Genomic DNA, 17919 nt, shown 5'->3' on the forward strand with positions numbered 1-17919 from the left:
TTATAGTCAACCTCTCTTTATTACCTTTGCTATCAGATCCACGGGTGTCTTAAACCAGCTTTAGCAAGAATATTCTTGCGGTGCGTGTTTATCGTGTGAAGACTGATACACAGCTCATCGGCAATTGTTTTGCTCATCTTACCCTCAACGATACAATCTAAAATTTCTCGCTCTCGCTTTGTAAACATATCATAGGATTTTGTGAATGCATGATCGAGCTGAATATTAAAAAAGGAAGGCTCGTCATCAAGTCTAACAAGTGAAAAACAGGGTTTTCCTTCTTGTTTTATATGGGATATGTCGGTATGTAGAGAAAGTGTTCGGTAGAAGTTACTTTCATCATAATCTAAAAGTTCGAACCCCGGCCGACCCTTCTGGTTCGAATCCGAATACAACGAAAAAAGCCTTTCATTTCTGAAAGGCTTGTTCTGCGGAGAGTGAGGGATTCGAACCCCCGAACCTGTGACAGTTAACGGTTTTCAAGACCGCCGCATTCGACCACTCTGCCAACTCTCCGCGACAAAAGTAGAAATTCTGAACAGATTTACAAAACTTATTTTACATTTTTCTTTGTTTAATGTGCCGTTTGGACGATTTGTTCTGAAAATATTGCTGGATATCAGGTTTTTATTGAATGATTTTTTTTAAAATTACAAATTGCTTAGACGGCAAAATCAGTCTTTTATTCGATCACGCGGGATCAATTGTGAAAAGAGAGACTGCTGAAAATCGTGGTGGTTCAGGGAGAGTCCTCCCCAATAATAGAATCGGGTAAGCTAACAATCAGTCGAAATATCATCCTCGACAAAAATATACCAGATTATGAATAAGTGTAAATTTCTATCAACTTATCTGTAAAATAAAAGATCTCTCATCTGTCGATGAAGGATCTTTCTGCGGAGAGTGAGGGATAATAACATGATCCCAATGGGGGAGGCTTCACCATAAAATAAAGCCATTCACTCCGTTGATTTTTTCGTCGTTTATACACTTTTTATCAAACATTGTTTGCAAAAGTCTATAAACGACAAAACCCGACTATCGTCGGGCTTTATTTTTGGTGGCGGAGAGTGAGGGATTCGAACCCCCGAACCTGTGACAGTTAACGGTTTTCAAGACCGCCGCATTCGACCACTCTGCCAACTCTCCGCGACAAAAGTAGAAATTCTGAATAGATTTGCAAAACTTATTTTTGCAGCAATGTCTTATGGTTTGAAAATGAGCAAGATTATTTTAAAAATGCTATGCCGGAATAATCTCGTGGCAGTGTTTTTTGATATTGGCAGCTATTTTATCTATCGGTAGATCATCCTGATCTATACCAAAGGGCTCCTCAATGGATTCACCGATCAATTCAAGCGAAGCTAATACGTATAGGATAAAAGGAACGGCGACGACAACAAAATATCCGATCGAAAAAACATAGCCTACAGGAAGTGTCATTGTATAGAAGATAATGAACTTCTTGATAAACGCGCTATAAGCTAATGGAATTGGCGTATTTTTTATCCGTTCACAGGCACCACATACATTGGTCATGGACACAATCTCTTCATTGAGTATAATCAATTGGTCTCCACTGATAATTCCTTCTTTGTAAAGATCGTTTATCTTCTGGAAAATCATATTGGAAACCTGATTTGGACCATGCTTCTTGCTGTCCAATGCCCTAAGTTCGGGATGCTCATTTTCATCGAGCATAAACTTGGTGTAGTCGGATCGCAAAAAATCGTATAGGGTCTCTGCAAACAGAGGAATAGTTTTTCGGAAGAAACTGCGATTGACCTTGTCATCCGCATCGAGCATAGCGTTGAGCTTATAGGCAAAGGCCCGGCTTATATTGGTCAATGTACCCCATTGCTTGCGTGCCTCCCACCAACGGTCATAGGCCGAGTTGGTCCTAAATACCAACAATAGGGAGATCACAAAACCCAACAGGTTATGGACGATGGTAATGTTTTTAACCCAGCTTCTTTCATTTAATTTGAGATATTCCATTTCGAGGTAGGCTATCCCCCAGGAATAGATAGCTATTAAGATAAGAAAAGGTAATAGCTTTATAAAAGTGTCTGATTTATGCAGTTTGAAAGTTGCTGACAGCCAATCTTTAGGGTTGTATACGATCATATACAAAAATATAAATTGTTACGAAAACTTTGCGAGTTAATTGTGATTGCCGTAACTTCATCATCGTATGGCGCAACAGCAATCAAAAAGAACAAAAGGGAGTGGAAAGAAACAGCAACCTCGCGAAACCAAATGGATATGGATGATCGTGGGGATGTTTATGTTTTTCTTATTTCTTGTTGCATGGCACTATAAAGCCGGGATAATGTATTACTTCCGTGTGGCAACATCCAAAAATAAATCCTTAACAAAGGAAGCTAAATATGATATCCGTAATATCGAAATCATGAGTAAGCATGATGACAAGGTGTTTGGTATTGATGTTTCGACGTATCAGGAAGATATCGACTGGCAGAAACTAAATACGATCAACGATCAATTTCCCATTGACTTTGTATTTATCAGGGCGACAATGGGAGAGAAAGGAATAGATGATAAATTTAGCCGAAATTGGTCCAAAATACGTAACCGAGCTATATTACGGGGCGCATACCATTATTTTAGGCCAAATGAAAATTCGGTCAAACAGGCCAAAAATTTTATCCGCAAGGTTCAGCTCCATCCAGGCGATCTTCCCCCTGTACTCGATATCGAGGAGCATCCAAAACAGCAATCGATGGATAGCCTGAAAGTGGGATTGAAACGTTGGCTCGACGAGGTGGAAGCACATTATAAAGTCAAACCTATCCTATACTCCGGGGATAAGTTCTATAGTGATTTTTTGGAAAAGGAATTTGCGAACTATACCCTTTGGATCGCGAACTATAATTTTTGGATCGAAAATCCTAAAGAGCATTGGGCATTTTGGCAATTTTCAGAAAAAGGCTCGGTGGCCGGTATCCGTGGAAATGTCGATTTAAATATCTATAATGGTAAAATAACGGAATTGGAAAAATTACTTATCCCCTTTAAATAGCAAATAAGATGAACAGAATTTTAGTAGCCGCATTGATAGGGGCTGTCTTTATATGTCCTGGTGCTCTATCAGCTAATGCAAAATCAAATCTACAGCAAAAAGAATCACATTATACCACAGCTGATTTACCATTACTTGCCTTGAAGCAATTTAAAAAACTGCGTAAACAGCATGATGTGGTGGTTTTGGATACACGGTCAGGTGACGATTTCTTAAAGGGGTTCATTCCAGGATCGATCAATGTAGGTTTTAATGGCCCATTTGATACTTTCCTGCAACAGGTTGTCCCTGATAAGAACCAAAGACTCTTAATTGTTGCTGAGGAGCAAGATCGTACTGCGGTGGCGGAACTTCTAGCGCAATTGGGCTATAAGCGGGCAATCGGTATATTGGACGGAGGGATAGACCGTTGGAAGGGCCGTGAACCTATCGATTCTGTTATAAACCTGAGGGTTGGGGAATTTAGAGAAAGATCAGATCCAGGTCATATTGTGGATGTACGGACAGTGAAAGAATTTGATAAAGGACATATTGACAATGCAATGAACATTCCCTTGACGGATTTCATTAATTTTGGTAACACGCTAGAAAAAGATAATAAGCTACTTTATGTGCATTGTCAATCGGGTTATCGCAGTGCGGTTGCCATTTCTATTTTGCGTGCAAAGGGATTTAAAAATGTGTGCAATATTCAGGGTGGATATAAGGCATTGAAAAATGAAATAAAGGAGAATTAATAATGGCAACTTTTGACCAGATTATTCAATCAAATTCGCTGGTTTTAGTGGATTTTTTTGCGACGTGGTGCGGTCCATGCCAGACGATGGCACCGGTGCTACAGGATGTAAAGGAATTTTATCAGGAGGATCTATCGATTATAAAAATAGATGTGGATAAGAATCCAAAAATTGCTTCCATTTATAAAGTAAGTGGAGTACCTACTTTTATATTATTTAAAAATGGTCAACAGCTATGGCGCCAGAGTGGGATGATCCCAAAGATGGAATTGCATAAGTTGATCGACCAGGCGAAATAAATCGGTGAGTAAAAAAAATAAGGCGTTCAATTTGTTTGAACGCCTTATTTTTTTAATGATTCTCTGGTTTTGATAGGTAGTGTTATATTGCACTAAATATTAAAACTCATCATCATCGTCGAAGTCATCCAATCCTTCAATTTCAGGAATTTCGAAATCATCGTTTTCGAAATCATCATCGTCGTCATCAGGTCCATTGAAAGACGCGAATTTTACTTCTTCAAGATCTTCGTTAGCTAATATTGCCGTGTTCATAAAATAATACTTTATTGTTGCTTATTCAATGTTGTAAAATTAGAGAAGAAAACTATTTTTTAAAACTTTTTTTGAAAAAAATATAGCCCTTTATTTTTCTGCTAATCAATATGTTGAATTGTTTTTTAAAAATAAAAATTTATTTTTTTTTATTTACTCATTTGTTTCACCAATTGCATTGTCTTCTGTAACGATATCTTTTAGCTGCGGAAGATCACGAACACCATTGATTCCGAAATGATCCATAAACTGTTGGCTGGTTGCGTACAATAATGGTTTCCCAATTGTATCGGCTTTTCCAGCTATTTTGATCAGTTTCTTTTCTAGTAGTCTTTGAATAGAATAATCACAGCTGACACCTCTGATCTGCTCAACTTCCAGCTTGGTAATCGGCTGTCTGTATGCGATAATGGCAAGTGTTTCCAGAGCCGATTGACTGAGCTTGCGTTTATTGTTGTGATTTTGTAGTTGCTGTATCGCCTCGTGATAGACCGCTTTGGTCAGAAACTGGTACGAATTATTGATATAGCGTAACTCCAATACTTGGTCTTCATCCTGATATTTGCCTTCAATCTTTTTGATCAATTCACGCAACTCTTCTTTCGATAATTCAATAGCCAAGGCTTCTTGTAGAATCTGTTTGATATCAGCAAGATCTATTCCTTCCGCAGAAGCAAAAATAATAGCTTCAATATTTCTAATGACGTCTTTCAATGTAGGGTATTAATAGTTAATGACTTGTTCGACCATGTGTGCAGGCAGTTCTCTGAAATCATATTTTTGCGTTCTCAATTGCGGTTCAAAACCCGCTTCTAGAATAGCTTCCTGTATTGACTTAGAGGTGAACCGATGGGGAGCACCTGCTGCCGAAACGACATTTTCCTCGATCATAATGGATCCAAAATCGTTGGCACCGGCATGCAAGCATAGCTGGGCGGTACGTTTTCCAACCGTAAGCCATGATGCCTGGATATTTTTGATATTAGGTAACATGATTCGGCTCAAAGCGATCATACGGATATACTCTTCACTGGTAACATCATTGGTAATGCCGCGGAGTCTTTTTAATAATGTGCCATCATCTTGGAAAGGCCAAGGTATAAAGGCTATAAAACCATAAGAATCGGCAGGTTTTTCATCTTGTACTTCTCTGATCCATACCAAATGTTCAAAACGCTCTTCGATGGTTTCAATATGCCCAAACATCATGGTAGCGGAACTAGGTAGATTGATTTTGTGCGCCGCACGCATCACATCGAGCCATTCCTTACCGCCACATTTTCCTTTAGATATCAAACGTCTGACACGGTCATTAAGAATTTCGGCGCCAGCACCAGGCAGAGAATCCAGACCCGCTTCTTTCAGCTGGGTCAACACGTCGATATGGCTCATATTTTCCAGTTTAGAAATATGGGCGATTTCAGGTGGGCCGAGTGAATGGAGTTTCAGTGTAGGGTAAAGTTCCTTTAACTGTCTATATAGATTTTTGTAGAATTCAATACCTAGATCCGGATGATGTCCCCCCTGTAGCAAAAGTTGGTCGCCACCAAATTTAAATGTTTCTTCGATCTTTTGTTTGTAACTCTCAATATCGGTGATGTAACTGTCTTCATGCCCGGGACGACGAAAGAAATTGCAGAACTTACAGTTTGCAATACAGACATTGGTCGTATTGACATTCCTGTCGATCTGCCAGGTTACCTTGCCATGTGGTACTTGTATCTTGCGCAATTCATTGGCTACGAAAGTCAAATCAGCTGTAGGTGCATTCTGATATAAAAAAACACCCTCTTCCTTGGAAAGGAACTCAAATCGGAGTGCCCGTTCTAATAAACTACTTACATTCATCAAAACAAATATAAGTACCTTTTAGCGGATTTAAATGTATTTGGCGAATATTTGACATTCCGACTTGATATTGAGCGGGAAGCAGATGAACTAAATTTCCTCAACGTTCTTTTGTAACAGAAATATGAATGTTTGACTTAGTGTATGAATTACAATAACTTGATTTATAGTGTCTTGTGATTTAAAGTAAGAATTTTCTTTTTTTTATATTTTTTATTCTTTACATTTATTTAACAGATTTTAACATTTCTGTAAATAACCAAAAAAAATTGAAAATGATAACCAAAGTGGCTCATAATCAGTGATAATGCATATTGTCTCTGTTGGAGCTGAACGACCAAGACTTAAAATAAACCAATACCAAGCTAAACAAACAGATAAATAAACATAAATTTTTTAAACCACCTATTTAAATTATGATGAAAAAAACGGACAAAAATTGCTGTTTTGATCTCATATTGGGCCAAAAGTTCAATAAGAGGTTCTTGCTGATGAGTTCTCTACTCATCGCAGGCGGAATGACTGCTCAGGTATCTGCCAAAGGAGCTGTTGCTCATGGTCGAGTTGGAGTCGTTTCGTTGGTGAAAACTAAAGGATTGCAGGAAATACCCATTAAGGGTGTAGTAAAAGATGCCACTACAGGCCAAGTGATTACCGGTGTATCGGTTAAAATTAAAGGAACAAGCAAGGGAACATCAACAGACGCGGATGGAGCATTTACGATCCAGGGAAAAGTTGGTGATGTTTTGGTCGTGAGTTACATTGGTTACTCAAGCGCTGAAGTCGCAATCACTGGAAAAGCGGATCTGACAATTTCGTTAAATTCTGCTGAAGGTGCATTGGAAGAAGTCGTAGTAACGGGTTATTCGACACAACGTAAGAAAGATTTGACCGGAGCCGTTGCGGTGGTGAGCGTGAAAGACCTTAAAACGACTCCAGCTGCCAGTGCAGTAGAATCATTACAGGGACGGGCGACAGGGGTTCAAATTGTCGTAGATGGTGCACCGGGGTCAACTCCGCAAATTAAGATCCGGGGTTATAGTACGATCAACAATAATGAACCACTTTATATTATAGATGGTGTTCCTTATGAAGGCAAATTAAGCTGGCTTAATCAAAACGATATCGAATCCATGCAGGTGCTGAAAGATGCCTCCGCAGCCTCAATCTATGGTTCACGCGCGAATAATGGTGTGGTTATCATTACCACAAAGATCGGAAAGGAGGGGAAACCTCAATTTAACCTTGATTCATACTATGGTGTACAAGTACCAAATAGCTCTCGTTTTCCAAAGATGTTGTCTCCACAACAGACCTTGGATATCGAAAATTTATTAAACGGCGAAAGTAAGAAGTTGCCAGATTATCTTATAAACGGACCTAAAGTAGGCGGTAAAGATGTAATTACAGACGCTGATATCGACATGTCAAAGTATAAATTTGACGCCAATAGTCGTGCTGATTTTTTCCAGATCACAAAAGCAAATAAGTCAGGTACCAACTGGTTTGATGCATTGTCCCAAAATGCACCCACACAATCACATCAGTTAAGTGTGCTTGGTGGTGGAGAGAATGCTTCATACGCGATTTCCGGAGGTTACCTGAAACAAAAAGGTACTATTATCCATACCGGTTTTGAAAAATATAATCTTCGTTCAAATACACGGTTCTCTGCTTTCAATAACAAGTTGCGCTTTGGCGAAAACATGCAATACAGTTTTACAGAAGGCTTCGGAGTAGGGGTGAATACAAATACTGCGGGTGATTATATCGGTGAAGGAAGTGCCCTTGGTTTCGCTTATCGTATCCATAATATTATTCCGGTTTATGATATGGGCGGAAATTTTGCTGGATCCGTTGGAGGACAATTTGGTAACGGTGAAAATCCTGTCGCTATTGCCTATCGTGCAAAAGATAATAAGAACAAGAGCAATATGTTCTTCGGAAACGTATTTGGGGAATATGATATCTTTTCTGGACTGACATTCCGTAGTAGTTTCGGTATGAAGTATGAAAACTATAATGGGATATCATATACCTACCCTAATCCCGAATTTACGGAAGGAAGTTTTAATAATGGGATCAATGAGTTCTTTGGGTTAAATAAGGAATGGACTTGGACAAATACATTAAATTATAAGGCAACAATTAATGAAGATCACAGTCTAGCTATCTTAGCAGGTACTGAGGCTATCCAAAATAGAAACAGACAGATCAGGGGTAAAGGAAATGGGTTCTTTACCATGTCAACTCTGGATTACCTTTATTTGGACGCCGCATCAACAGGCCGTGTGAGTGAAGGCGGTGGCTCGGTAGGCTCCTTATTTTCTATTTTTGGAAAAGTTGACTATTCATTCAAAGACCGTTATATCTTAAGTGCGACGGTGCGTCGGGATGGGTCGTCCAATTTTGGTCCAAACAATAAATATGGTACTTTCCCAGGTGCCAGTGCAGCTTGGCGCTTGTCGCAAGAGGAATTCATGAAAGGCATATCTTGGCTTTCTGATCTGAAAATCAGAGCTGGTTACGGGGTGACAGGTAATCAACGTATTCCTGCCAATCAATATTTAGATCGTTATCAAGTTGCGGTAAATTCTTCATCCTACCCAATTGACGGAAGCTTGACATCAGGAATGTGGCACAACGCCTATAGTAACCCAGATGTTAAATGGGAACAGGTTTCTGCGTTGAACCTTGGTTTGGACTTTACCTTATTACAAGGTGATTTTGATGGATCCTTCGATTGGTACAATAAGAAGACCAAAGACATGTTGTATCTGCTTCCTTTGCCAGCGGTTGCGGCGGGTCGTGCCGCATCGCCTTATGTCAACATCGGAGATATGGAAAATAAAGGGATCGAACTGTCTTTAAATTATCATTACGGGAGACGTCAACAGAGCGCTTTTACATTGGATTTGTCTGGTACTATCTCACGTAACGTGAATAAGATCGTATCATTGGCCCCTTCTGTTAGCCAACAGGTGTACGGAAGTTTTAGAAGTATGGAAACATCAATCCTCAAACCTGGTGAAGCAATAGGTGCTTTTTATGGCTATAAGGTCATCGGAATCTATTCTGATGCGGATATGGCCAATGCCGCTGTCGCGAAGTACGAAGATGGAAGATCCAGAGCCGGGGCACTTAAATACGAAGATGTTAATAGAGACGGAAAAATTGATGCCAATGACCGTACAGTAATCGGAAGCCCACATCCTGATTTTGTTTATTCATTCAATATCAACGCCGGTTATAAGAATTTTGACTTTATGGCTTATTTCTATGGGTCAAAAGGAAATAAAAACTATGAGGCGACACGTTATTTTACCGATTTCGGTGTTTTCAGAGGGCAAAAAAGCGAACGGGTGCTGGATGCGTGGGATGCAAAGAACAATCCCTCAAGCATGATACCATCGCAGGTAAACAATGCATCAGCCTATGAATATGCTTCTTCTAGCTATTATGTGCAAGATGCTAGTTTCTTAAAGCTAAAGAACCTTCAGGTTGGCTATAATTTTGATACCAATAAGGTTTTTGGTAACAATACTGGTATAAAGAAACTGAGAGCCTATGTAGGAGTTACGAATCTGTTTACCATTACGAAATACCAAGGTTTGGATCCAGAGGTCAGTGCAACACCATCAACATATTCCGCGTTGGGTGTTGACTTTGGTGTGTACCCACAGGCACGTCAATATATGTTGGGTGTGAGTCTTGGATTTTAAGCACGGAATGAATTACGATAAAATTTGATTGAAATGAAAAAAAGAAATATAATTACAGTTCTAGGTATATCATTGATGTTATTGAGCTCATGTGGTAAATCTTTTCTAGAAAGGGATCCGCAGGGTGAGCTGCCTGAGAGTCAGGTCATCAATTCGAAAGGGATCGAAGCGTCATTAATAGGTGCTTATGGAATCCTGAATGGGAATGTGAACGGAACCTGGGGGAACTATGCCTCAGCACCGAGCCAATGGTTATTTGGCGAGGTAGGGGCCGATAATGCACATAAAGGCTCTGAGGCGACGGATCAACCCAATATGAATATGATCGAGTTCCATACGCCAAATAGCTCTAATGATAATCTGAGCACCATGTGGGAAGTGTATTATGAAGGGGTGTCACGTGCAAATAATACATTACGCTTACTGAAATTAGATCAAGCAGGAGGAAAAACTGTCACCTCTGCCAGAGCAACGGAAATTGAAGCCGAGGCAAAAGTGTTACGTGCGCATTATTACTTCTTCCTGTGGCGGGTTTTCAAAAATTTGGCTTATGTCGATGAAAATACCTCCGTGGATGATGCTAAAGTAAAACCAAACACAGATGATGTTGTTCCTAAAATTATCGATGACCTGAAATTTGGTATCGCTAACCTTCCACAGACAAAAATCAATAAGCAGTCAGGGCGTATGGATAAAGGAATAGCGCAAGCTTATTTGGGTAAAGTGTATTTATATCAAAAGAAATATGCTGATGCCTTAGCTTTATTTAAAGATGTCATCGGAAGTAAAGATATTCGTACAATGCCTTATCAGAACAATTTCGATGTACTTACGAAAGATGGACCAGAGGCGCTTTTGCTAGCAAAGCATGCCATCAATCCTGATGGAAGCGGCGATAACGCTAACGTAGGGGATATGTTGTCTGGTTTGAACGGGAGCAATCCTGTTGGTTGTTGTGGATTCTATCAACCAACCATCGATCTGGTAAATGCTTATAAAGTCGATGCTAAAGGCTTACCAATGTTAGATACTTACCGTAATAATCCGTATAAATCTGATTTTGGTTTATCTACAGCAGAGAAGGAAAAATACAAGTTAGATGTGAACTTACGTTTCGATCCTCGTTTGGATTACACGGTAGGTCGTAGAGGTGTACACTTTTATGATTATGGTGTAATGCCGGGAGATGCCTGGATCCGTGAAGTAGGTTCAGGAGGACCTTTTGTGGGTATAAAAACAATGATCCCAAAAAGTTTACACAGTGGACACACGGCGGCTGGTGCAGCTTATATCACTGATCTGGATGTAAATATCATTCGCTTAGCTGACGTTATTCTCATGGCAGCAGAGTGCCAGGTTGAACTTGGTGATCTGGACGGGGCTTTGAAATCGGTCAATGCTATTCGCGAAAGAGCTGCTAAATTACCCCCAAAACTAACGGGAGATGATGTGCCGGCAGCTGCATATGATGTGAAACCTTACCCTGCTTTCCCTGATCAAAATTTTGCACGCAAAGCTGTCCGTTTTGAACGTCGTCTGGAATTGGCGATGGAAGGACACCGGTTTTATGATTTAGTGAGATGGGGCGAAGCTAAAACCGTTCTGGAAAGCTATGCTAATTTTGAAGGTGGTTTTATGGCTCGTTATAAAGGTTTGAACTTTAAGCCCCAAAATGAATATCTGCCAATTCCACAGTCACAAATTGATAGAAGCGGTGGCGCCTTAAAGCAAAACCCAGGTTATTAATACCTGATATAAAGACAGCAAAAGGAGGAGTTAATTTCCTCCTTTTGCCGTTTTAAATGATTTGTATCTGAATTTTGGCAATAGGAGAAAAGGAGTTGTTGCTCTTTTTTGTATGTTTGAACCAATGAAAAATTTCTTGCGCACGATATTGCTGCTTTGGCTTATCCCATTCTCTACCCTTATTGCAAAGTCTCAAGATTTTGAAGACGTCTTTCGGATGCTTCAGGAATCAAAAATATTAAATGATCATTTCTATGGATTTTCACTGTATGACTTAAATGCGAATAAGTTTGTTCTGGACGTCAATGGCAATAAGCATTTTACGCCGGCTTCAAATACCAAAATGTATACAACCTATGCGGCGCTGGAGCTGTTGGGTGACTCCATTCCTGGATTGGAATATGTGGAAAGGGGTGACTCACTGTTGATCTGGGGGACGGGAGATCCAACTTTTTTGCATAATAGACTTGATACACGGGTGGTCTATAACTTTCTGAAAAGAACGAACAAAACAATTTATGTTGTGCCCGGAACAATGAAAAATAAGTTCTATGCCCACGGTTGGGCAATGGAGGATTTCGAAGCATACTATCAGCCTGAGATAAGCACTTTTCCGATTTATGGCAATGTGGTCACTTTCCGTCAAAGAGGGTATAATCATTTAAATACTTCTCCTGGGATTTTTCAGAAAGACCTGAATTTTTTACCTGAACCTAAAGCTGGTGATTTTGAACTTTCCCGCTCATTTCGGAGCAATGTTTTTTGGATGTCCAAACGCCCTGTTCCAAACGATTATGTCAATGAAGTACCGTTTATTTATTCCGATAGTCTATTTGTGAAATTACTGTCAGACACACTCGGCAAAAAAGTAAATCTGATAGCCTATAAAAAACCGAATGATACAAAGATATTGTATTCCGGAGAGACCAAAAATCTGATCCGGGAGATGATGTTGCCAAGTGATAATTTTATCGCTGAACAATTTTTGATGATGTGCTCATGGAAGCAGTATGGCCAATTTGATACCTATCTGGTTCGGGACTGGATGAAAAATAAAGTCTATAAGTTTTTTTCGAATGAGGTGGCGATTTTTGATGGATCGGGACTATCTTCCTATAACAAAGTCACACCACAGAATAATGTTGACCTTCTGGTGCTTCTGAAAAATAAGATCCCAGATGAGCGGGTGCGTTTTCGACTGTTTTCTGCAGGTGGGGTGGATGGTACACTGAAAAGAACCTATAATAAAGACCAGGGCGAACCATTTGTTTTCGCAAAAACCGGAACAATTACGTCTGTGTATAACCAGAGTGGTTATCTGGTCACAAGGTCGGGAAGACGACTTGCTTTCTCTTTTATGAACAATAATTATATTGATGATCGCGCAGGTGAAATTCGTAAAGAAATGGCTAAAATAATTACTTATATTCGTCAAACTTATTAAGCCAATTTAAATGGAAGCAATTGTAAAAAACAATAAAAAACTGATTCGTTCATGGGCGATGTTTGATTGGGCCAATTCCGCTTACAACCTCGTGATCACTTCGACCATTTTCCCAGTATACTATACCGCAATTACAACGACAAAGGAACATGGTGATGTTGTTGATTTCTTTGGTTTGAAGATTGTCAATACTGCGCTTTCTAATTTTGCTTTGGCTGCGGCTTATTTGTTAATGTCATTTTCTTTGCCTTTTATATCGTCCTATGCAGATGCTAAAGGATTGAAAAAACCGATCATGAAATTCTTTACTTATGTGGGAGCAATCTCATGTATGTGTCTGTTTTTCTTCAAACTTGATACCCTGGAGATCGGTATTATCTGTTTCGCTTTGGCTGCGATGGGTTATATCGGTGGTGTGTTGTTCAATAATTCCTACTTGCCGCTGTTAGCAACTGTAGATCAACAGGATCGGGTGAGTGCACAGGGATTTGCTTTTGGTTATATCGGTTGTGTGACCTTGCAGATACTTTGTTTTATCGTGGTTTTGAAACCGGAGTGGTTTGGTATTACCGATCCATCGTTGCCAGCCCGGATATCTTTCTTGATGGTAGGACTGTGGTGGTTGGGCTTTTCCATGATTCCCTTTAAATATTTGCCTAAAATTGAAGCTACAGGCAATAATATCGGTAAAAGCTTTGTACAGAATGTGCGGGATGAGTTTAGCCATGTGATCCATAAAATTAAAGGTATACCCGAAATAAAGCAGTTTCTACCCGCTTTTTTCTTCTACGCAATCGGGGTACAGACACTGATGATCGTGGCCTCCTCATTTGGAGAGAAAATACTTCATCTTGGAGCTGAGCGATTAATTGCTACAATTCTTTTAATCCAACTTGTAGCGATCTTAGGTGCATTTTTGATGTCGTACTTGTCCAAGCTTTTTGGAAATATTAAGGTGCTGATCGTCGTAGTGATGATCTGGATTGCGATCTGTATCGCTGCATTCTACTTGTCTACAGCAATGCAGTTTTATATTATTGCCGCATTGGTCGGTTTGGTTATGGGCGGAATTCAATCTTTATCGAGGTCGACCTATTCCAAATTGATCCCAACGGATATCAAGGATACGACGGCTTTTTTCTCCTTTTATGATGTTACAGAAAAGGTGGCTATCGTCATTGGCTTGTTCTCCTTTGGCCTGATAGAACAGATCACACACAATATTCGCTATTCAGCACTGGTACTTTCTTTATTTTTTGTAATTGGATTGTTACTTTTGGTGCGGATATTAATATCCAATAAATCTTAATTTTATTGATTGAATTAAATATGAAGGTAGAACTTTTTGTTCCTTGTTTTATAGATCAGCTTTATCCAGAAACCGCTTTTAATACGATCCGTTTATTGGAGAAGGTGGGCTGTGAGGTGAGTTATAATCCTGATCAGACTTGCTGTGGGCAATCGGCTTATAATGCCGGTTTTTGGGACGAAGCGAAGCAGGTAGGAAAGAAGTTTTTAGAAGATTTTTCGGGAGATCATGTCATTATTTCTCCTTCGGCCTCCTGTACCGGTATGGTCAGAAATGGTTATAGCGATCTGTTTGCAAATTCTGCAGATTCCCACCAATGTCATAAAATACAACAACAGGTCATGGAGGTTTCCGATTTCTTGGTCAATGTCTTGAAAAAAGATTATTTTGGGGCTGAATTGGAAGGTGTTGGGGTGTATCATGACTCTTGTTCAGCCCTGCGCGAGTGTAAGATCAAGGATGAACCGAGAAAATTGCTGAGCAAGGTGCTGGGATTGGAAATGGTGGAAGTAAAAGATAGTGAAACCTGTTGCGGTTTTGGTGGAAGTTTTGCTGTCAAGTTTGAGGGAATATCGGCGGCCATGGCGGAACAGAAAGTCAGGAATGCTATGGCATTGAATGCTGATTATATAATTTCGACAGATTCGTCTTGCTTGTTGCAACTGCAGGCGTATATTGATAAACATAAATTACCCATCCAAACCATGCATCTCGTGGATGTACTGACTACCGGTTGGGGAAATATATAAATAACACACTTTAAATCTAAACACATGAATTCTAGAAGAGATTTTCTTAAAAACCTTGCATTAGCCTCTGCTGGTGTAGCATTGGCGCCATCGTTGGAGAGCTTTGCTGTAGCAAAGAAAGACTGGTTTGACATTTCCTTGGCTGAATGGTCATTGCATAAAACTTTATTTAAAGGTGATCTGAACAATTTGGATTTCCCGGTTATAGCTGCAAAAAAATATGGTATCTATGGTGTAGAGTATGTGAATCAATTCTTTAAAGATAAGGCTAATGATAACAATTACCTGACTGAACTGAACATGCGTGCAAAGGATAATGGTGTAAGGAATGTGTTGATCATGGTTGATGGTGAGGGAAATCTTGGTGACGAAGATGAAACTAAAAGAAAACAGGCTGTACAAAATCACTATAAATGGATTTCTGCGGCAAACTTTTTAGGTTGCCATGCCATCCGCGTTAATGCAGCTGGTAAAGGTACACCTGATGAAGTCAGCAAACGTGTGGTGGAAAGCTTGACAGCGTTGTCTGATATCGGAAAGAAAGCGGGTATCAGTATTATCGTTGAAAATCATGGTGGTATTTCCTCGCATGGTGACTGGTTGGCTAAAACCCTGAAAGCTGTAGGAAGCAAATATTGTGGAAGTTTACCTGATTTGGGTAATTTCTATGAATATGACCGTTATCAAGGTGTGATAGACTTAATGCCTTATGCGCATGGTGTAAGTGCGAAAACACATGATTTTGATGCGAATGGTAATGAAACTCAAATTGACTATGAGCGTATGTTAAAAATCGTGAAAAAGGCGAAATTCAAAGGCTATATTGGGATTGAGTACGAAGGAAGTAAATTGAGTGAAGAGGAAGGAATCTTCGCAACTAAAAAATTATTGGAGCGCTTGCGTCCATTGATCTAATATAAAAGTATATAAACAAAGTTCTTTTCATGCTATTGGGGAGAACTTTGTTCTTAACCGAGAATTTAATCGATAGGAGATATCCTATTGAAGTAAATCTAAATTTTGTCCATATTATTTGTCGACTGATTTGATTGCAACACCTTCTTTGGTGGCCTATGAACATAGGACGATCTGATCTGGATAGCAATGGATAAATTGAAATCACACTACCTGATATTGAAAAATAACGATTAGAAAAACATGAATTTTGAAAAAGATGCTGTTCTGGAATCTCACTTAAATCAAGTGGGGGCTGAACGAGTATTGGTGAAAGGGCATCCCGCTGGATTATTTGTATTGTTTTTTACGGAGATGTGGGAACGTTTTAGTTACTATGGCATGCGTGCGCTATTGGTAAACTTTCTGGTTTCGACGATTGCGCAACATGGCTGGGGCTGGACAAATTCGGAGGCCATGAAGCTGTACGGCCTGTATACGGGCATGGTCTTTTTAACGCCTTTATTCGGTGGAATTATCGCGGATCGTCTGATAGGATATAAAAAGTCTATCATGGTAGGGGCGGTCATCATGACCCTAGGCCATATTTCGATGGCTATGGAGGGATTTAATAAAAATTTCTTTTTGGCTGGATTGGTCCTTATTGTTCTGGGAAATGGTTTGTTCAAACCCAATATATCTTCTATGGTCGGTAAGCTATATCCTGATAAGGGCGGTAAAAAGGATGCCGGATATACGATTTTCTATATGGGGATCAATGGTGGAGCCTTTTTGGGTATGATGCTGTGCGGTTATATCGGTGAGAAAATAGGCTGGCATTATGGTTTTGGACTTGCCGGTATATTTATGTTTCTGGGCATGTTGCAGTTTTACTTTGCACAACGCATCTTTGGGAAAATAGGGGATACACCAGAAAAAGAAAACTCGGTTTCGGAGAAGTTGAATCAGGACGATGAACACCCAAGGCATATTGTACGTGATCGGCTATTGGTCATCGCAATTTTTATGTTCTCAAGTATTGTATTCCATTTAGCTTTTGAACAGGCCGGAGGTTCGATGACCATATTCGCCAAAAATTATACCCAGCGTGTACTGAGCGGAGATGCTGCCACAATTTTTAAATGGGCAGATTTCGCGTTAACTATCGTACCTATTGTTGTGATTACCGGTGTACTGTTGGTATTGGCGAAGAAAATAATCCGTAAATACCCCTTAATCATACTCTTTTCCAGCATCTCATTTGTGATTATTTGGTCGTTGTGCCTATGGAAGGTGTACCGTGAATATCATGGCATGAATTCGGAAGTGACCGTATCTTGGTTTCCCATGCTCAATTCTTTCTTTATCATAACGCTAGCCACTTCATTCAGTAAGATCTGGGAGCGTGTATGGAATCCGTCTGGTCCGATTAAGTTCGCGATGGGGCTAACCTTGGTCGGTGTTGGGTTTGCTGCCTTAGCAATAGGGAGCGCAGAGATTCCAACAGGGGCAAAGACGGCTTCGGTCAGTATGATCTGGTTGATATTGGCTTACTTTTTTCATACGGTGGGTGAGCTTTGCATCGGTCCGGTGGGTTTGTCTTATGTGAGTAAATTGTCGCCAAAGAAATTCCTGGGACTGTTATTCGGTTTTTGGTTTTGTGCCAATGCCATCGCTAATTTTATTGGTGGATTTATTGGTTCATACATTGATAAGATTACCGAATCACACTCCATGTCGTTTTTCTTTGCCGTGTTTACCGTGATACCTATGATAGCGGCAGTATTTCTGCTGCTTGGTAACAAAAAAATAAAAAAGATGATGCATGGGATTGATTAATTCATAGAAAAATAGTGTATCTTCATGCGATTTT

At 39.8% G+C, this 17919-nt stretch carries 15 protein-coding genes and 2 tRNA genes; 10 read left to right on the forward strand and 7 right to left on the reverse strand.

The features are described 5' to 3' along the window. Positions 1-32: 32 nt before the first annotated feature. The 4 genes from LC454_RS24795 to LC454_RS24810 all read right to left on the reverse strand — a co-directional run bounded on the left by LC454_RS24795 (position 33) and on the right by LC454_RS24810 (position 2127). Positions 33-188: a LuxR C-terminal-related transcriptional regulator gene (locus LC454_RS24795; protein WP_223585133.1), complete on the reverse strand. Its 156-nt coding sequence runs from the start codon at positions 186-188 to the stop codon at positions 33-35. Between the two features lie 243 nt (positions 189-431). Next, positions 432-516: transfer RNA gene (locus LC454_RS24800), tRNA-Ser, on the reverse strand. A gap of 545 nt (positions 517-1061) precedes the next feature. After that, a tRNA-Ser gene (locus tag LC454_RS24805) sits at positions 1062-1149 on the reverse strand. Between the two features lie 93 nt (positions 1150-1242). Then, positions 1243-2127, reverse strand: a complete 885-nt coding sequence (locus LC454_RS24810; protein WP_223585134.1) for a bestrophin family protein — start codon at positions 2125-2127, stop codon at positions 1243-1245. A gap of 67 nt (positions 2128-2194) precedes the next feature. Between LC454_RS24810 and LC454_RS24815 the strand changes: the two genes are divergently transcribed. Genes LC454_RS24815 through trxA form a run of 3 tightly spaced genes read left to right on the forward strand, consistent with a single transcriptional unit; the run spans position 2195 to position 4079 of the window. Further along, complete coding sequence (locus tag LC454_RS24815) at positions 2195-3043, forward strand: glycoside hydrolase family 25 protein (protein WP_223585135.1); 849 nt, start codon at positions 2195-2197, stop codon at positions 3041-3043. A gap of 8 nt (positions 3044-3051) precedes the next feature. Next, on the forward strand, positions 3052-3780 hold the full coding sequence (locus LC454_RS24820) for a rhodanese-like domain-containing protein (RefSeq protein WP_223585136.1): 729 nt from the start codon (positions 3052-3054) through the stop codon (positions 3778-3780). A 2-nt stretch (positions 3781-3782) separates the two neighbouring features. Next, complete coding sequence (gene trxA / locus LC454_RS24825; protein ID WP_104385868.1) at positions 3783-4079, forward strand: thioredoxin; 297 nt, start codon at positions 3783-3785, stop codon at positions 4077-4079. Positions 4080-4178: 99 nt separating this feature from the next. Here the strand turns inward: trxA and LC454_RS24830 are convergent, their stop codons facing one another. From LC454_RS24830 to mqnC, 3 genes are all read right to left on the reverse strand, one after another. Further along, the gene (locus LC454_RS24830; protein ID WP_167457266.1) at positions 4179-4334 is read right to left on the reverse strand and encodes a hypothetical protein; all 156 of its coding nucleotides are present in this window, start codon (positions 4332-4334) and stop codon (positions 4179-4181) included. Between the two features lie 153 nt (positions 4335-4487). Continuing rightward, positions 4488-5048, reverse strand: a complete 561-nt coding sequence (gene scpB / locus LC454_RS24835) for an SMC-Scp complex subunit ScpB (RefSeq protein ID WP_223585137.1) — start codon at positions 5046-5048, stop codon at positions 4488-4490. Between the two features lie 9 nt (positions 5049-5057). Then, complete coding sequence (gene mqnC, locus LC454_RS24840) at positions 5058-6182, reverse strand: cyclic dehypoxanthinyl futalosine synthase (RefSeq protein WP_223585138.1); 1125 nt, start codon at positions 6180-6182, stop codon at positions 5058-5060. 416 nt (positions 6183-6598) lie between these two features. Here mqnC and LC454_RS24845 point away from each other — a divergent pair, with 416 nt between their 5' ends. The 7 genes from LC454_RS24845 (at position 6599) to LC454_RS24875 (ending at position 17885) form a co-directional block, all read left to right on the forward strand. Continuing rightward, positions 6599-9904, forward strand: coding sequence for a SusC/RagA family TonB-linked outer membrane protein (locus LC454_RS24845; RefSeq protein ID WP_223585139.1), 3306 nt, complete (start codon positions 6599-6601; stop codon positions 9902-9904). A gap of 33 nt (positions 9905-9937) precedes the next feature. Then, positions 9938-11650 carry a RagB/SusD family nutrient uptake outer membrane protein gene (locus LC454_RS24850; RefSeq protein WP_223585140.1) on the forward strand — a complete coding sequence of 571 codons (1713 nt, stop codon included), beginning with the start codon at positions 9938-9940 and terminating at the stop codon, positions 11648-11650. 124 nt (positions 11651-11774) lie between these two features. After that, positions 11775-13094, forward strand: a complete 1320-nt coding sequence (locus LC454_RS24855; RefSeq protein WP_223585141.1) for a D-alanyl-D-alanine carboxypeptidase/D-alanyl-D-alanine-endopeptidase — start codon at positions 11775-11777, stop codon at positions 13092-13094. Positions 13095-13104: 10 nt separating this feature from the next. Next, positions 13105-14403 carry an MFS transporter gene (locus LC454_RS24860; protein WP_223585142.1) on the forward strand — a complete coding sequence of 433 codons (1299 nt, stop codon included), beginning with the start codon at positions 13105-13107 and terminating at the stop codon, positions 14401-14403. 20 nt (positions 14404-14423) lie between these two features. Beyond that, on the forward strand, positions 14424-15152 hold the full coding sequence (locus LC454_RS24865) for a (Fe-S)-binding protein (RefSeq protein WP_223585143.1): 729 nt from the start codon (positions 14424-14426) through the stop codon (positions 15150-15152). A gap of 24 nt (positions 15153-15176) precedes the next feature. Continuing rightward, on the forward strand, positions 15177-16067 hold the full coding sequence (locus LC454_RS24870; protein WP_223585144.1) for a TIM barrel protein: 891 nt from the start codon (positions 15177-15179) through the stop codon (positions 16065-16067). A gap of 243 nt (positions 16068-16310) precedes the next feature. Beyond that, positions 16311-17885 (forward strand): peptide MFS transporter, encoded by a 1575-nt coding sequence (locus tag LC454_RS24875; RefSeq protein WP_223585145.1) that lies wholly within the window; start codon positions 16311-16313, stop codon positions 17883-17885. Positions 17886-17919 lie beyond the last annotated feature (34 nt).

The sequence above is a fragment of the Sphingobacterium sp. GVS05A genome (assembly GCF_019969845.1).
Taxonomy (GTDB): domain Bacteria; phylum Bacteroidota; class Bacteroidia; order Sphingobacteriales; family Sphingobacteriaceae; genus Sphingobacterium.